At 47.1% G+C, this 15252-nt stretch carries 13 protein-coding genes; 3 read left to right on the forward strand and 10 right to left on the reverse strand.

What is annotated here, in order from left to right; genetic code table 11:
* Window positions 1–25: 25 nt before the first annotated feature.
* Window positions 26–3412, forward strand: a complete 3387-nt coding sequence (dnaX, locus tag OU814_RS20095) for a DNA polymerase III subunit gamma/tau (protein WP_326498322.1) — start codon at window positions 26–28, stop codon at window positions 3410–3412.
* A gap of 16 nt (window positions 3413–3428) precedes the next feature.
* Here the strand turns inward: dnaX and OU814_RS20100 are convergent, their stop codons facing one another.
* The 6 genes from OU814_RS20100 to OU814_RS20125 form a co-directional block, all read right to left on the reverse strand.
* Entirely contained in the window at window positions 3429–3704 is a 276-nt protein-coding gene (locus tag OU814_RS20100; RefSeq protein ID WP_268241908.1) for a hypothetical protein, read from the reverse strand.
* Between the two features lie 103 nt (window positions 3705–3807).
* Complete coding sequence (gene trpB / locus OU814_RS20105) at window positions 3808–5049, reverse strand: tryptophan synthase subunit beta (RefSeq protein ID WP_190647391.1); 1242 nt, start codon at window positions 5047–5049, stop codon at window positions 3808–3810.
* A gap of 33 nt (window positions 5050–5082) precedes the next feature.
* Window positions 5083–5679: a hypothetical protein gene (locus OU814_RS20110; RefSeq protein ID WP_268241910.1), complete on the reverse strand. Its 597-nt coding sequence runs from the start codon at window positions 5677–5679 to the stop codon at window positions 5083–5085.
* A gap of 110 nt (window positions 5680–5789) precedes the next feature.
* Window positions 5790–6866 carry a magnesium-protoporphyrin IX monomethyl ester (oxidative) cyclase gene (acsF, locus tag OU814_RS20115; RefSeq protein WP_017287015.1) on the reverse strand — a complete coding sequence of 359 codons (1077 nt, stop codon included), beginning with the start codon at window positions 6864–6866 and terminating at the stop codon, window positions 5790–5792.
* Between the two features lie 211 nt (window positions 6867–7077).
* Window positions 7078–7866, reverse strand: a complete 789-nt coding sequence (locus OU814_RS20120; protein WP_017287016.1) for a YdcF family protein — start codon at window positions 7864–7866, stop codon at window positions 7078–7080.
* A gap of 113 nt (window positions 7867–7979) precedes the next feature.
* On the reverse strand, window positions 7980–8876 hold the full coding sequence (locus OU814_RS20125; protein ID WP_017287017.1) for a glycoside hydrolase family 19 protein: 897 nt from the start codon (window positions 8874–8876) through the stop codon (window positions 7980–7982).
* 274 nt (window positions 8877–9150) lie between these two features.
* On the opposite strand from OU814_RS20125, the gene OU814_RS20130 reads away from it, so the two are divergent.
* A complete protein-coding gene (locus OU814_RS20130; protein ID WP_017287018.1) occupies window positions 9151–9339 on the forward strand; it encodes a DUF2949 domain-containing protein in 189 nt (62 codons plus the stop codon).
* On the opposite strand, the gene ftsE is transcribed toward OU814_RS20130, so the two are convergent.
* Entirely contained in the window at window positions 9336–10076 is a 741-nt protein-coding gene (gene ftsE / locus OU814_RS20135; protein ID WP_239741304.1) for a cell division ATP-binding protein FtsE, read from the reverse strand. The two genes, OU814_RS20130 and ftsE, sit on opposite strands and share 4 nt — an antisense overlap.
* A gap of 124 nt (window positions 10077–10200) precedes the next feature.
* Window positions 10201–11850, reverse strand: coding sequence for a mechanosensitive ion channel (locus tag OU814_RS20140; RefSeq protein WP_268241911.1), 1650 nt, complete (start codon window positions 11848–11850; stop codon window positions 10201–10203).
* Window positions 11851–12338: 488 nt separating this feature from the next.
* On the opposite strand from OU814_RS20140, the gene OU814_RS20145 reads away from it, so the two are divergent.
* On the forward strand, window positions 12339–12785 hold the full coding sequence (locus OU814_RS20145; RefSeq protein ID WP_017287021.1) for an SRPBCC family protein: 447 nt from the start codon (window positions 12339–12341) through the stop codon (window positions 12783–12785).
* 48 nt (window positions 12786–12833) lie between these two features.
* Here OU814_RS20145 and OU814_RS20150 read toward each other — a convergent pair whose 3' ends face one another.
* Together OU814_RS20150 and OU814_RS20155 are read right to left on the reverse strand one after the other, a co-directional pair.
* The gene (locus OU814_RS20150; protein WP_268241912.1) at window positions 12834–13658 is read right to left on the reverse strand and encodes a SirB1 family protein; all 825 of its coding nucleotides are present in this window, start codon (window positions 13656–13658) and stop codon (window positions 12834–12836) included.
* A gap of 11 nt (window positions 13659–13669) precedes the next feature.
* Window positions 13670–15232, reverse strand: a complete 1563-nt coding sequence (locus OU814_RS20155) for an FAD-dependent oxidoreductase (protein WP_268241913.1) — start codon at window positions 15230–15232, stop codon at window positions 13670–13672.
* Between the last annotated feature and the right edge of the window lie 20 nt (window positions 15233–15252).

Genomic DNA, 15252 nt, shown 5'->3' on the forward strand with positions numbered 1-15252 from the left:
AATCAGTCGATTTGCTGATTGATCTGTGACCTATATTCCCCTGCATCATAAATACCGTCCCCAAACGTTCTCGCAACTTGTGGGTCAAGAAGCGATCGCGACAACGCTCTCAAATGCGTTGCTCCAAAATCGAATCGCCCCCGCCTATCTCTTCACGGGCGCACGCGGCACGGGCAAAACTTCTAGCGCCCGAATCTTTGCAAAATCTCTCAATTGCATTGCAGCGAATGCTCCAACTGACAATCCTTGTGGCGTTTGTCAAACCTGCCAAGAAATTACGAGGGGAAATGCTTTAGATGTCATTGAAATCGATGCTGCCAGTAATACTGGCGTTGATAACATTCGTGAATTAATAGAACGTGCTCAATTTGCCCCAGTGCAATGTCGCTACAAAGTCTATGTCATTGATGAATGTCTAACAGGGGACACACTGGTTAAAACAGATCAAGGGCTGACTCGAATTGATGATCCAACATTAGTTGGCAAGCAAGTTTTAAGCTACAACGATAAAACCGGAACCTGGGAATACAAGAAAGTTCTGAACTGGTTTGACCAAGGCAGCCGCCAAGTGTTCGTGATTAAAACAAAAAGCAGTACAATCAAATGTACTGGTAATCATTTAATCCGGACAACCCAAGGATGGATCTCAGCAAGCAACCTGAAGCCTGGGATGCAGATTCTATCCCCAAAAAACGCACCAAAGCAGCTACACAGTCAGAAATCGACGCATTCAGACCTCTCTGTGCCTGCGGCTGCGGTGAGCTTCTCATCATCCCAACCAGCTTTCTCAAAAACGCTGCCAGTCTCTCTACTTACCAAAAATATTGGAAACAGTACCCCTACAAACGGCATCATCGACTCAAGCCCACACCCTATCAAGCCAAGTTGGAACAGTTGGAGTCAATGCGCCCTCTATGCGCCTGCAGATGTGGCGAGCGCTTGGACATTCCAACGATCGCAGAACATCTCAGCGTTACCTATATCCAAAAGTACTGGCAAAAACACCCGACTAAACAGAATCATCGAATTGTTCAATCCATTCCTGAGCGGATTGCTGAGTTGGAAGCTTCGCGACCTCTCTGTGCCTGCGGATGTGGCAAACTCTTGGACATTCCAACCCACTTTTTCACCCGCTCCCATCCAGTTAACGCCCAGACTGTTCAAAAGCATTGGCAGAAGCATCCTTACCGACAAGGGCACGGAATCTGGAACACCCGCACCGAAAGCTATTTGGAAGCATTTGAGACATTGGATGCAGAATGCTTGGGACTTATTTATGGAACTTTACTGGGAGATAGTTCAATTACTTACCCCAACTCCCATAGTCGCTTTCCCAGGCTTACCTTCATCCATTCAGAGCAACAAAAAGAATGGCTGGAACACAAAGCACAGCGACTGGCACAATTGCACCCTACAACCTGGTCTGCTCCCAATATGGGATATTCCAGCGGAAAGACAGCATTCTACTGCCGTACAGCTTGCCATCCTCAACTTCGAGAAGTGTGTGCAGTGGTTAAGCCTGAACCTTCAGGAAAGAAAACAGTTACACAAGACTGGCTCAATCAAGTTACTTCAGAAGGATTGGCTTGGTGGTACATGGATGATGGATCGCTTAGTATTACCAGTACCAACAGCCCGTCGATTAGACTCCACACGCAAGGATTCTCGATCGAAGAAAACCAACTCTTGGTTGCATGGCTCAACGATTGGGGATATGCTGCAAAGCTTCACTATGCCCGCAAAGCCGAAAAACGCTACCCATACATTTACATGGGTGCAAGAGCCACTCGTCAATGGATCTCTGACCTCAAAGCTTTCTCAATCCCAGCAATGGCATACAAGTTTAGAGCCAATTGAGTCGATCGAGTTAGGAGAGCTTGCACCCGTCTACGATATCGAAGTCGAAGATAATCACAACTTTGTAGCAAACGGGCTATTAGTCCATAATTGCCACATGCTGACTTCAGCTTCCTTTAACGCACTGCTGAAGACTTTAGAGGAGCCGCCAGAACAGGTTGTTTTTGTTCTAGCGACCACTGATCCACAACGCGTGTTACCAACAATCATCTCTCGCTGTCAGCGATTCGACTTTCGGCGGATTCCGCTCGACAGCATGGTTAAACATCTCAAAACCATTGCGCAAAAAGAACAAATCGCGATCGCAGAGGATGCAATTTATCTAATCTCACAAATCTCGCAAGGGGGCTTACGCGATGCCGAAAGTTTGCTCGATCAATTGAGTCTCTTATCGGGCGATATTACTGTTGAGCGAGTGTGGGATCTCGTCGGTGCTGTGCCAGAGCGCGATTTGATGGCACTGATTGCAGCGATCGCGCAAAATCAGCCTGAAACTGTGCTGGATACGACCCGGAGATTAATGGATCGCGGACGAGAACCACTAATCGTGCTACAAAACCTAGCAGGCTTTTATCGCGATCTTCTCATTGCAAAAACGGCTCCGAGTCGTGGAGATTTAGTCGCAATGACTGCACCAACTTGGGCGCAATTGTGCGAATTTGCTAAATCGATGTCGATCACAACGATTCTTGCTGGACAACAACGCCTTAAAGAAAGCGAAGTTCAACTGAGAAACTCAACTCAGCCGCGTCTTTGGTTAGAAGTAACTCTAATGGGACTCTTGTCTTCATCGACCAGCACCGTTTCAAGCCAACCGATTACTCCACCTATAAAAGCAAGCGTTTCCAAACCGATTGCAAACCCTAGCATTTCCAAGCCGATCGCAGAACCGATTGCAGAACCGATTGAACCTGTTCAACCTGTTGTAGAACCAGAGCCAGAGCCTGTACAGGCAGTGCAACCTCGTGAACCTGAAAGTGCTGATGGGGATCTCGATCGCTTATGGCAAACGATCATCAGCAAAGTTCAACCCTTTGGAACCCAGGCACTCTTCAAGCAGCATGGCACGCTTCTCTCATACAATGGCGATGCAATTCAAATCGGCATTCCTGAAAAGCTGTTACCGATGGCACAGAGCCGATCAAAGAGCATCTTAGCTGCATTAACGAAGACCTTTGAAAAAGAGATCAAGCTCAGCTTAGTCATTGCCCCTACTTTGGATACACCGACTGCTCCACTTCCTGAATCAAAAGTTGAGGAACCGCCTAAACCGACTGTATCTAAATCGACTTCACCTAGCCCTGCTCCACCGCAGCCCATTGTTGAAGCCCCGATAGAAGAGCCTCCTCAAGATGTTCCTCTGTCTAGGGCAGATTGGGATGAAGACGAAGTGACTCGTGCAGCAAGAATCCTAGCAGAAGCATTTAATGGTGAATTGATCGATGCCGAAGAGCCAGAAATCGAGATACTTGAAACAGCAGAGCAATCCCTCGCTGCGGACGCTGCACCCTTAGAAGAGGTCGAAGAAGAGGACGATGATGATACTCCGTTCTAACATTTCCCCAACTCTATTATTCCTTGGGCTTATCCGCTCCAGGTAATCCAGACGGAGTGTAAACAACATCAGTAGCATTGATTCGTCCCAAAATCGTTACTCCAGAAGTTGCTAGAACAACAACAATCTGAGAAATACCATTCGGATCAATTTTTCCAGTGTTTTGATAGGTTTCGATGTTTTTAGCAACTACGGGTGAGATAGCAGCGATCGCAGTCAAAACCGCCCCCCAAAACGTGGTGCTTTGAAAGATGCTCTTTTGGGGAGCGCTAGAAGAGTGATTCATTTGCATAATGATGCTCTGTAGATGGTAGTGATTACATCACCTCTACAGAGCATCGCTACGGAGAGCGGATATTACCCTTTCGGGTAATTTATAACGAGCACAGAAAGCTCTAAGGATTGAGCATCTTCGAGACGGTCAAAACATCCTTGTCGCCCCGTCCCGAGCAGTTAATGACAATCCGAGGACTGCCCGAAAGCTGAGGACAAAGGGTTTCGAGATATGCGATCGCATGAGAGGTTTCCAGTGCCGGAATAATTCCTTCTAACTGCGACAATCTTTGAAACGCATCCAATGCTTGCTGATCCGTCACGCCATAGTACTCAGCCCGACCTGCTTCCATCAAAAAGCTATGCTCAGGACCAACACCCGGATAGTCTAAGCCCGCACTAATCGAATGCGGTTCAATCACCTGACCATCCTCATCTTGCAGCAAATAGCTCATCGCACCATGCAAGACCCCAACTCTACCCGCCGTTAAGGTCGCTGCATGTTTGCCGCTCGGGACACCATGACCTGCGGCTTCGATGCCAATCATCCGCACACTCAAATCAGGAATAAATTCATGGAACAGTCCCATCGCATTCGAGCCGCCGCCGACACAAGCCATGAGAATATCAGGCAGCCCACCCCATTTTTCTTGGCATTGCGATCGCGTTTCTTGTCCGATCATCGCATGGAAATCTCGAACGATCATCGGATAGGGATGTGGCCCTGCGACTGATCCCAAAATGTAATGGGTCGTCTCGACATTCGTCACCCAGTCGCGAATCGCTTCTGAAGTTGCATCTTTCAGTGTTCCTGTTCCTGATGCAACCGGGCAAACTTCCGCACCCATCAAGCGCATTCTAAACACATTTAGCGATTGACGTTCCATATCGTGAACGCCCATGTAAATAATGCACTTCAACCCAAACCGCGCACAAACGGTTGCCGTTGCCACACCATGCTGACCTGCTCCGGTTTCAGCAATAATGCGCTGTTTGCCCATCCGTTTTGCGAGGAGCGCTTGAGCGATCGCGTTGTTGATCTTATGTGCGCCTGTGTGATTCAAATCTTCGCGCTTGAGATAAATCTGTGCGCCTGTGCCATCGGGACGGGCATAATGCTGGGTCAAGCGTTCTGCAAAATAAAGCGGACTAGGGCGACCGACATAATCTTTGAGTAACCCTTGAAGTTCAGCTTGGAACTGCGGATCTTGACTGTACTGCTGGTACGCAGCTTCGAGTTCTGCCAAGGCGGGCATCAAGGTTTCCGGCACATACTTGCCGCCGAATTTACCAAATCTGCCGAGTTTGTCCGGACGGTTTTCAATCGAAACAGAGCGATTAGGAGGAAGCGGAGTAGTAGTCACGAGTCGCACAATTCAAATCAGAACTTCTTTATCTTAAGGCATCCATTCGAGTCCAATTCCAAATCGGCTCTCTTTACGATCGCGCGAATTCTGTTTTTGGATGTCTGTTGAAAGCCTCAAATTATGCGTCAACGCATAGCCAATCGATAAAGTGGTGAGTCCTGTTTCTTCTACGCTAAAGGGAGCCACCCAACTTTGAGTCAAACTGATATCTGCTCCTCCTCCACGCGACAGCACAAATAACGCTCTGACTCCTAAATTTGCGCCTTCCGCTGTCTCTAAATGTCGATATCCAACTGTCGGCGCGACATTGATATAACTGCCGAGTGGACGCACATAGTAGTGGAGATCGGCTCCCCAATTTGAGGCTCGATAGTTCGCGCTGGTAGTGAAATTTGTGCGATCGAGTCGCAAATCTTCTACACCAATGTATAGCTCAGACGCATAACCAACTCGATATCGTGTCCGAAAACTCGGATCATTGCGAATTTTGTCTGCTAAATTTGGCACTTGTTTTTGCCAACGCTGTAGCACCGGGCTGTTTTGAATCACGGTCGGATCGAGGTCAAGTTCTGCTGCAAATCCAGGCGATCCGATCAGAATCATCAACCCAATAATTGAGGCTTTCATCGTCAATGCTCATGTCTCACTCCTAACATTGAAGCGAAAATTCTGGGTAGGTTTCCATAGAAAAAGCGGCTCCATGATGGAACCGCTCCTGACCAAGGGGTTTTAGATGTCTAGCGAACTTGACCGTGGGTTGTCGTCATATCAATCGGCTTAATGAAGTACAACTTCGCAAGTTGCACACCGTTTGAGATGTAGTAAGGCAATTTCTTCAGGGTCTTCACAAATTTCGGAGCATTCGTGCTGTCGATCGCTCTTAAGTTCTCGTTGTTCTTCACGCAAGTTTCTAAGCGTGGGTAGAACTCCGGATGCTGAACGTTGAGAATAATCGGGAACACGCGACCTGCGGTTTCGTTGGTTTTCTCAATCACGGTGTACTCAAATTCGCGCGTATTTAGCCCGATTGCTTCATAGAAGTCGGTACGCTGAATATCATTCAAGTACATGGTTGCAAACACCGACAGCAAGAAGAACCGACACCACAGTTTCGCTTTCCAATCGTTCAAGAACTGGGGCTGAGTCCGCATCAAAGCATCAAAGAAGTCACCATGACGGTTCTCGTCCTGACACCAGTTGTCGAAGAACTTGAAAATCGGATAGAGCCGATCTTCAGGGTGAGCATTCAGATGATGGAAGATTGTGATGTACCGCCAGTAGCCGATCTTCTCAGACAAGTAGGTGGCGTAGAAGATGAACTTCGGCTTGAAGAAGGTGTACTTGCGGCTCTTGGTCAAAAAGCCCAAGTCAAGCGAGAGATTGAAGTCGGATAAAGCTTTGTTCAGAAATCCGGCGTGACGCGCTTCATCACGGGACATCAGCTCAAATCCTTCTGCCAGGAGAGGATTGCGGTCTTTGAGTTTGCGCGAGAGTTCTTTGTACAGCAAGAAGCCGGAGAATTCAGCCGTGCAAGAGCGCTCTAGGAATTCGACAAAGACTTTGCGGGTTTCACCATCAATGTGATCCCAGGATTGCTCAAATTCTTGATCGCGCACGAAGTGGTGACGATTGTAGTCATTGCGCAATTCTGCCACGAGTGCTTCAAATTCTTCCTCATTGACAGACAGATCCATCTGCGCCATTTCGTCAAAGTCGGTGGTGTAGAAGCGCGGCGTGAGAATGGTTTCTTTCGCTGGAACTTTGATTCCGGGGCGCAGTTCTTCAAAGCCTGGTTTTTTAAGAGAATCTACCATGAGTTTTACGATCGCGCAGTGTGGTTCATGTGCGGTGCGTGGATCTGATAAACGGTTTTACCATCAGCATTCCACGACTTTTTTACGTCTCCTAGTCTACCAAGCTTCCCGCAATGCTTCTCCACAGTTTTATTAAGAGTTGCAACGAGTCTTTACAATTTGGAACATTGGTTAAGGGGTAGGGAGGTGGGGAGTGGATTTCCCCACCTCTTTAAGCCCATCCCCGCAATCGATAGACAAAAATCCCCAGATATTCTTTCAGCGCCCGCGTTGTTCGCCGCATCTGATCTGCATCTGGGAAGAAATCGAGAATGGTCGCTTCTATCTTCGATTGAGATGCTTGATCCATCTGGAGTGCTATGTAATCGGTTGGAGCAGCGATCGCATCAATTCCTAGTTTTCTGAAAATCATCATGGCGCGGGGCATGTGCATGGCAGAAGTCACGAGCAGGATTTTTTGAATCTTTTGCGCTTTCATGATCTCTAATGAATTTACGGCGTTCTCTCTAGTGTTGAGTGAATTCGGTTCGAGTAGCATTGCCGATCGCGGAACGCCCATCGTTTCCATTAACACTGCCATATCTTCTGCTTCAGACGAACTACTCGGTCGCCAATCGATGCGTCCGCCGCTGAGGATAATTCGAGAAGCTTTTTGATCTCGATACAGTTTTGCGCCGTACAGCACACGATCGCTTTCTTCTTTCAGTTCAATCCACGGGCGCGGCGGAATTGCTGATTCAGTTGCACCACCGAGAACCACGATCGCGTCAGCCGTCGGAATTTGTTGCGGCAAGTATTGAAATTCTAAGGATTGAACGATCGCGTTGCTGACCGAGGCATTCGAGCTGAGAAACAAAATTAATCCGGTAAGCGTAACCGGAATGAGGGCAAGTCGCGATCGCTTTTTCCAAAGTAGAACCAGCGTAATCAACAGGAGAATGCAACTCAAACCCAACGGATAAAGGAAGATTGGCAGCAGTTTGGAGAGAAATAAAAACATAAGGATGCGCTTGAGACGCAGACATTCTATCGTGCCATCGCATCCGCTCAGATCACAAAAGACCTCAAATCGGGCGTTTCGACTCAGGTATCCGTCCGATTTGACCTTTTGCCTTACACGTTCAACACTTTCTTCGCAATTTCCAAATAATATTGTCGATCGGCAAACCCATTCAATCCACCATTGATCGTCCGAGTCACAGTCTCCACATCATCGCGATCAGCAAACTTGTTGATTTCATGTTTCGACCAAAACCAGCCTGCACTCAAACAAGCTAAATCATGCTCAGCTAAGCGAGTCGGAGTCTCAATCAAATTCACACCTAGCGCTAACCCGCACGCCTCATAATTGGCACGACCCGTAATCTGAATCAGCCCTCTCCCTTTGAACCGACGACCATCTCCAGGATGAACATTCCCCAAATCTTCGCGACCTTCTAGATAATCACCGAGATCGATCTCTTCCAAGTAATTGAACGAACCCGATTCATGAATCAACTGCGCGAGAAAATGTGCCTGCCGCATGGGAGTCGAAATCTCATATTCCGCCATCGTCAGCAGTAAATGAGGAAAGAGCGAAGTCAGTTGATGAGTATCCGCATACGGTGCAATCTTTAATAAATGATTGAGCGTAATCGCAGGCAGCGGCGTTTCAGGAAAAATCTCAGCATAAGGATTCTGAGTCGTGCGCGCAGGCAGATTGAGAATCGATCGCAAAGCTGCATCCACCATTTGATCTTGCGGTTGAAACTCTGCACCCTTAATATTCACAATCAACTGTCTTAAGCGGTTCACTGTCTTCACCCGTGCCCCACTGACCGATTCATTCGGAAAACTACCTTGATAAGGCGCACGATCGCTTGGACGTGCCGGAAGGTTACTCAACTGGCGTAGCAGCGTATCCACATGAGCATCGATCGGCTGTAAATCTTGGCTCGTCATGCTAAATAAGACTTGCTGCAAGCGATCAGCAGCTTGTTTTCTCCAAATGATCAGTTGAGGTGATGACATGCTTAAAGTCCCTGAGAAAATCAATGGTTAAGTTTCAACAAGTTCTAATAATCTTGCTGAAACTATTTGGTTTACTCAGATTGGACAAAGATTAGATTTGAAAAGTCGGTAATTTCGGGCAACTCCCCTACCTCTCTCAATACATCTCCGTAATTTCAGGGATAGAGGTTTCTCTCTGTTCAATTCCAAAAATCCTCACCTTTAGGATGATCTATGGATTGTAAGAAACTGTTTACATAAGTTAAATTGATTTTCATAAATGGGTAGCTGCACGATGGAAGCGAAACGATCAAAATTAATTGAATTTCTCAAAACTGAACTGGCTCTGCCCAATTCAGCGATCGATTTGGCGGTACGTCATAGCCAAATCGACACCGAACCCTTGCCGATGATTCTCTGGCAATATGGCTTAGTCACCTTAAACCAGTTAGATCAGATTTTTGATTGGCTAGAAAAGGCTTAACGCTCTCGATATAATCTGCCACCACGGATTTGCACGACTGGATGGTTTGCCATCCGAATCAGATTTTCATCGTGAGTCGTCACCAGCACAGTAATGCCAATCTGATTTAGCTTCTTCAAAATTTTAATCACCTGCCACGAATTATCCGGGTCAAGATTTCCAGTTGGCTCATCGGCTAAGAGAATCGGAGGTGTACCCACGATCGCACGGGCAATGCTTACCCGTTGCTGCTCTCCACCGGACAGTTCTTCAGGAAAACAATCGGCTTTGTGAACGAGTCCCACCATCTTCAAAGCAGGCTGTAAACGGCGTTGAATTTCACCTCGCGAATAGCCTTGCGCCCACAGCACAAACGAAATATTCTCTGCCACGGTTCGGCGCGGAATCAATTTGTAATCCTGAAACACAACGCCAATGCGTCGCCGCAAGAACGCAAGTTTGTTGCCTTTTAAGCGGGCAGGATTCTCGCGATCGATTAAAACTTCCCCGTCTGAAGGACGCTCAGCCCCGTAGAGCAACTTAAGAAGCGTCGATTTCCCAGAGCCAGACGGTCCTGTAATAAATAAAAAATCACCTTTGTTGACAGACAAAGAGATTCCAGTCAGCGCTGGACTGCCATTCGCGTAAGTTTTACTCACTTGACGCAATTGAATCAGCGCTTCGGTCGATTGAGAAGCATCGATTTCACGGGTAGGGGATTGAGGCGAATTCAGGACAGGAGCCATAGAATTTGGCACGGGAAATCAACTCCATTCTTGTACACCTGAAGCCGATGTGATCCCTCCGTGAAATCTCGGGATCGCCCAAAAAAAACGCCGGGTTAGATCCCCGACGCAGTTCTATTTCGCTTTGGCTCAAGTTTTAATTTTTAAAGCTTCTCAGCCAGTCCCGGAGTTGCTCGCTTGCAACATCCCGACCGCCAAGCCCAAATGCGATCGCAATTGCAACCGCGATCGCGCCCAGCAGCAGTCCAAACGCCAAATTGACAATGTTCGATGCGATCCCCATTTGCTGAAGCGCCATCGCGGCAACTAAGCCAATAATCGCAATTCGAGCCGTTTGACCTAATAATTTCGCTTGCCGACTTCCCGAACTGGTAATCAAGCTATAAGCCAAATTCGCAAGGTATAGCCCTACAGCAAAGACTGCCAACCCTGCTAGAATCCGTCCGAAAATCACCAAAATTCCGGACAAGATCGCGGTCAATGCTGGAATATTCACCACATCAACTGCGGCAACGGTCGCTAGCAGCATGATACCGACTAAGATCACTACCCCTGCAATCTCAGAGGGGCTACGCAACCCGGTTGGCTGATCGGGCTGAAGCATGGTTTCGCCCGTTTGAAATTCGGTGTCAAAGCGATCGGGGGCAACGGTCGGAGTCGTTGGAGCCGCTTGCAACCCAAGCCAGTAAAAGAGATTATCAAATCCAATACTGGCGAGAATGCCTGAAGCCAAATCGCTGATGAATTTACCCACCACATAAGCTACTGCCAAAATTGCCGCCGCTGTAAAGACTAATGGCAACGCATTCAATACTTGATTCAGCATTGCAGTTGCAGGTGCCGAAATTGCCGGAATACTCAGGGCATCTAAGGCTGCGGTGATCGTGGGAATCAAGATCAAAACATACACGATCGTTCCGAGCAACCAGGACAAAGATTGCCCGCCTCGCGCTCGATTGAGTCCCATTCTTGCGCCAATTTGATCTGTTCCGGTTGCTGCCAGTAAGTTCGTGACAATGCCGCGAACAGTTCGCGCCAAGAACCAGCCAACGACCCCAATGACAGCCGCCTTAATAATGTTGGGAAGCGCGCCTAAGATGTCATTCAGCAAGTTCTGGACAGGCTGAAGCGGGCCTTGGAGATTCAAAACGCCCAAAATCAGCGGTAAGAAAAATAGGAAAACAAACCAATAAACTGCATTTCCTAAGGTATCGCTGAGCCGAAAAGGACTGGCTTCTAAAGTGGAATCCTCTGGATCAGAGATTTTCTCATCTAGCCCAAATGATTCTGAGGTACGCACCACGATCGTTTTTGCCAAAGTTGCCACCACCCAGGCGACACCTGCTAAAAGTGCAGCCGCACCTAACTGAGGCAGAAACGCAAAAATCTGATTGAGGAAATTGTTGAGTGGTTGTGAAACGGTATTCAGACCGAGCACATTTAATGCAGCCACCAATGCCAGGATCGTGATAATCCAAAACACGATCGATGCAATGAGTTTTTCAACTTTAAAATCGGCTCTAGTGCGACCGCCAGACATCCAATTTGCAAGCTGATCGTCTAGAGTCGTCCGTTTCAAGAGTCCACGAACAATACTCGAAACAAAGGCGGCAATAATAATACCGAGCAGGAAGATGATTAATGCCCCGCCCCATTTCACGAGAATATCGCCAATATTGACCCCAAAGACTACTAAATATGGAGCCTCTCCAGGCGGAGGAAGTTGAGCTAGGATTTGGTCGCCCATGAGTAGCTGCGCTCCCCCAAACTGATAAGTTTCATTCATGGTCTTTTGATAAACCCCTTTCGCTTACAAAAAAGCGTTGTTTGAGCGCTTTTGTATGATGCTTACAACTGTGAAATTTAGATAAGAGTAAGTGGCTTGACCGTTCAAAACAACCTTGCGAAGTCAATCGTAAAATTACTGAAATATCTCGCACAACTTATCATTTCATCCAAAAATTTACAGTTGCACTCCTAAGATTACTCGTATCTCTCACTGGAGAAAAGCTCTCAGAAACACTTTTTTGAATTTTCCATAAAGTCTTCAAGCCTTGTATGAACAAATAAGCTTGAATTGATAAGTCCGTATGTATCCTACGAATGCTGACTCGCATCCTCACGGCAGAGTATCCCATTCTAGAAATCGGGGGATCTTCCCTCTCTGGAAAGAGATAATGCAGGTCAGCATTTTTTTAGGTTTAGTTAAGAATTAATCTCAAGGCACAATTCGTTTGCCATGATCAATTTCATGGACTGTTGGGGGAGCGAAAAATGGGAGTGCCGCAGGTTTTTGAGCAGTCGATTTTGATTCAGGCGAGCGCAACGGATGTGGAGCGTTGTTTTACGGATTTGAATCTGATGCATCGCTGGTTAAATCCAGCTCTGCGCTGTGAACCGATCGAAGCTTGGTCTACGGACTTGGGCAGTCAGAGCCGTTTTGTTGTGCAGATACCGCTGTTGCGCCCGACGCTGAAGAATGTGGTAGTTGAGCGGCAGCCGGGACTGGTTGTATGGCAGTTTGAGGGATTTTTTAAGGGTCGCGATCGCTGGGAGTGTCAGCCGGAAGCGAAGGGAACAAGATTGTTGAATCAGTTTGAGTTTGAGATTCCGAATCCGATCGTGCGCTTTGGGTTTAATCAGTTTGCAGCAAAGTGGACACAGGAGGATATGGAAGCTCAATTGAGGCGATTGAAGCAGGTCGCAGAGTCATTGAATTAACTTGGGCGTTTGCAGGTCAGCCTGCTCCATCTGCCAGTTCGCTCGACTTCAATCGCTCTCAATTTGATCAAGCAATTGCTGAATCAAATCGCGATCGTTCGCCGCTGGCACTTGATCGAGATAACCCTCTAAATCCTGCCGCGCCTCAATCCAGCGATGCGTTTGAAAATAAATGATGCCGCGATCGCGCAATTCATACGCCGCATCTGGAAACAGAATTAGAATCCGCTCAATCATCGCCAGACATTTCTCAATCTTGCCCTGATTGAGATAAATGCCTTTCAAATTCGTCAACATTCGCGCGAGAAATTGCCTAGGGGAGACTGCTTCTAGAAATTGAGGACGCATTTCAACCGGCTGTCCTGCCAATTGATTTAATCGTTCCTGGCAATCTTGAGGGAATAGAATTTCTCCGTTGTGGAACGCATCGACAAAGATCTCCATCTCCTCATTCACAGCCGGACGAATCAGAAAATGCCCTGGCATCCCGATCCCGACCATCGGAAATTCGATCCGCTCCGCGATCGCTAAATACAACAATGCCAGCGAAATCGGGATTCCGGTTCGACGATCGATGACATCGTTTAAGAAGCTATTACAAGGATCGTAGTAGTCTTCAGAATTACCTGAAAATCCTAAATCCTCATATAAATATCGATTAATCGTCTGAATGATTTTGAGCGGATAGGGTTCTTCTGGCAGGCGGGCATGAACTTCCGCAGCCATGAGATCGATCTCAGTTAAATACTTCTCAATTTCTAAATTTGGATATTCCTCTTGAGCGATGTATAAAGCTGCTTTCTCAAGGTTAATTTTCTCGTCATCTTGACGTACCTCTTGATAAAACCGCTGCCGAGCTAACGAGAATTCCATCACTAAGATCCTTAATCAGTTACGTAATCTTTTCCTGAGCCAAATTGCCACGCTTCAACTCGTCGATGCCAGGTATAGTGCTGCGCTGGCGGGAGTTTGGCAATCCAGGGGTGAAAAGATTGGGAAATCGAATAGAGAACGGTATAAGTTGCCAAATTGAAATAGTGCAACATCCAATCTAGCAAAGCGAAAATTCCAACATGGGGAATGATTTTTAACACTAAGCCAGGATGGAGAATTCCGGTCTTCAGTAACGTTTGAGAAAGTGGGACAAACTGAACCACATCTTGTAAAAAGGGCTTCAAAACTAGCTCTCCCGATCGCTGCATTTCTCCAAAGACAGTGTTCAACAATTGATTGATCTGATCTGGATCAATGTTCTGATTCACTCCGACACTCATCGATCGTTGAAATAACCAAGTGACCGACAAATTAGGCTGATACGGTTGCAGCAAAGACAGAGCCGAATGATTTAGCATTTCATATCGTAGCGCTTCATCGATACCATTGGTTAAGCGCACCAGATGCCGCACCATTGCCCCAAATCCGCCAAAACTTAGAGGAGACTGACTTCCACTACTATCTCCAACAGGCAAAATTCGATCCCATTTCAAGTGCAAGGGACTGTTCTGATAGCAAGGAAAAAATCCAAATAGCGCGCGCACAAATTCTAATTGTTCAAGCTGAATGTTTTGATAGTCAGGCAGCAGATTCAGATAGTCCTCGAATAAATCTTCTAAAGAAAAGCGATCGCGATTTGCATCTAGATAAGTGAATAGATACGTTGTTCTGCCATCTCGTGCGGGAAAAGCTTCCCAAAAGTACTGACATTGCTTCTGAATCGGCGTAAAAGACGCAATCAGATCGCCTGATTCATTCTGCTCAAATCCTTTTGCACAAGTCCCAACAACTAAGCAAACTCCATCTGGTTTTTGTCCCTGTCTCGCTTGCTGAACGATCGGGGAAAAATGCCCCATTGCATCTAGCATCAGTCGGGCATTGAGCGATCGATTGACACAAACCCCATTCGCACAAATTTCTACGCTCTCAAAAGGCGTGTTCTCCAATAAAGTTCCGCCATGCCGCAGAAAAACTTGCTTCAACGTTTCTAGCAAGTAGACCGGATCAACGCCGATATTCAGCACATCCTGCACAAAGATATTCGAGCCTTCTGCAAAGCTGACTCGAACAGGATTAAATTGAGTCGCGATCGCGGTTTCTATCTCGGTCTCGCTTAACAATCCCAATTCCAGAAATGCTGCTAATTCTTTACGCGAAATATTCCATTCTTGCTCGCGTCCTTTTAAGATTCCGCGTTCGATTAGGGCAACTCGCCAGCCTTTCAGAACCAGAGCCGAGCCTAATAAAATTCCAAGCGTTCCGCCCGCGATGAGCACATCGTATTCAATTTCTAAAGTGCGCTCAGTCGGGCTATACCCGTCGGCACTCGTCTGTACCACGTTCGGAACTGCGATCGCATCTTCACGCAAAGCCTTCCATAGTGCATCGACCCGACGTAATCCTTCTAATGGATTGCCTGGAGTTTTCGCAAGAATTTGTTCAGTAAGGGACATGAATGAGCAACAAATTGAGT

It is taken from the genome of Leptolyngbya sp. GGD, assembly GCF_026735145.1.
Taxonomy (GTDB): Bacteria; Cyanobacteriota; Cyanobacteriia; order Leptolyngbyales; family Leptolyngbyaceae; genus Leptolyngbya; species Leptolyngbya boryana.

What these genes read in the sequence shown, in the direction of transcription:
- OU814_RS20100 (WP_268241908.1), bottom strand. Translation starts at nt 3,704, where the DNA reads ATGCAAATGAATCACTCTTCTAGCGCTCCCCAAAAGAGCATCTTTCAA.
- OU814_RS20110 (WP_268241910.1), bottom strand. Translation starts at nt 5,679, where the DNA reads ATGAAAGCCTCAATTATTGGGTTGATGATTCTGATCGGATCGCCTGGA.
- acsF (WP_017287015.1), bottom strand. Translation starts at nt 6,866, where the DNA reads ATGGTAGATTCTCTTAAAAAACCAGGCTTTGAAGAACTGCGCCCCGGA.
- OU814_RS20120 (WP_017287016.1), bottom strand. Translation starts at nt 7,866, where the DNA reads ATGTTTTTATTTCTCTCCAAACTGCTGCCAATCTTCCTTTATCCGTTG.
- OU814_RS20125 (WP_017287017.1), bottom strand. Translation starts at nt 8,876, where the DNA reads ATGTCATCACCTCAACTGATCATTTGGAGAAAACAAGCTGCTGATCGC.
- OU814_RS20130 (WP_017287018.1), top strand. Translation starts at nt 9,151, where the DNA reads ATGGAAGCGAAACGATCAAAATTAATTGAATTTCTCAAAACTGAACTG.
- OU814_RS20140 (WP_268241911.1), bottom strand. Translation starts at nt 11,850, where the DNA reads ATGAATGAAACTTATCAGTTTGGGGGAGCGCAGCTACTCATGGGCGAC.
- OU814_RS20145 (WP_017287021.1), top strand. Translation starts at nt 12,339, where the DNA reads ATGGGAGTGCCGCAGGTTTTTGAGCAGTCGATTTTGATTCAGGCGAGC.
- OU814_RS20150 (WP_268241912.1), bottom strand. Translation starts at nt 13,658, where the DNA reads ATGGAATTCTCGTTAGCTCGGCAGCGGTTTTATCAAGAGGTACGTCAA.
- OU814_RS20155 (WP_268241913.1), bottom strand. Translation starts at nt 15,232, where the DNA reads ATGTCCCTTACTGAACAAATTCTTGCGAAAACTCCAGGCAATCCATTA.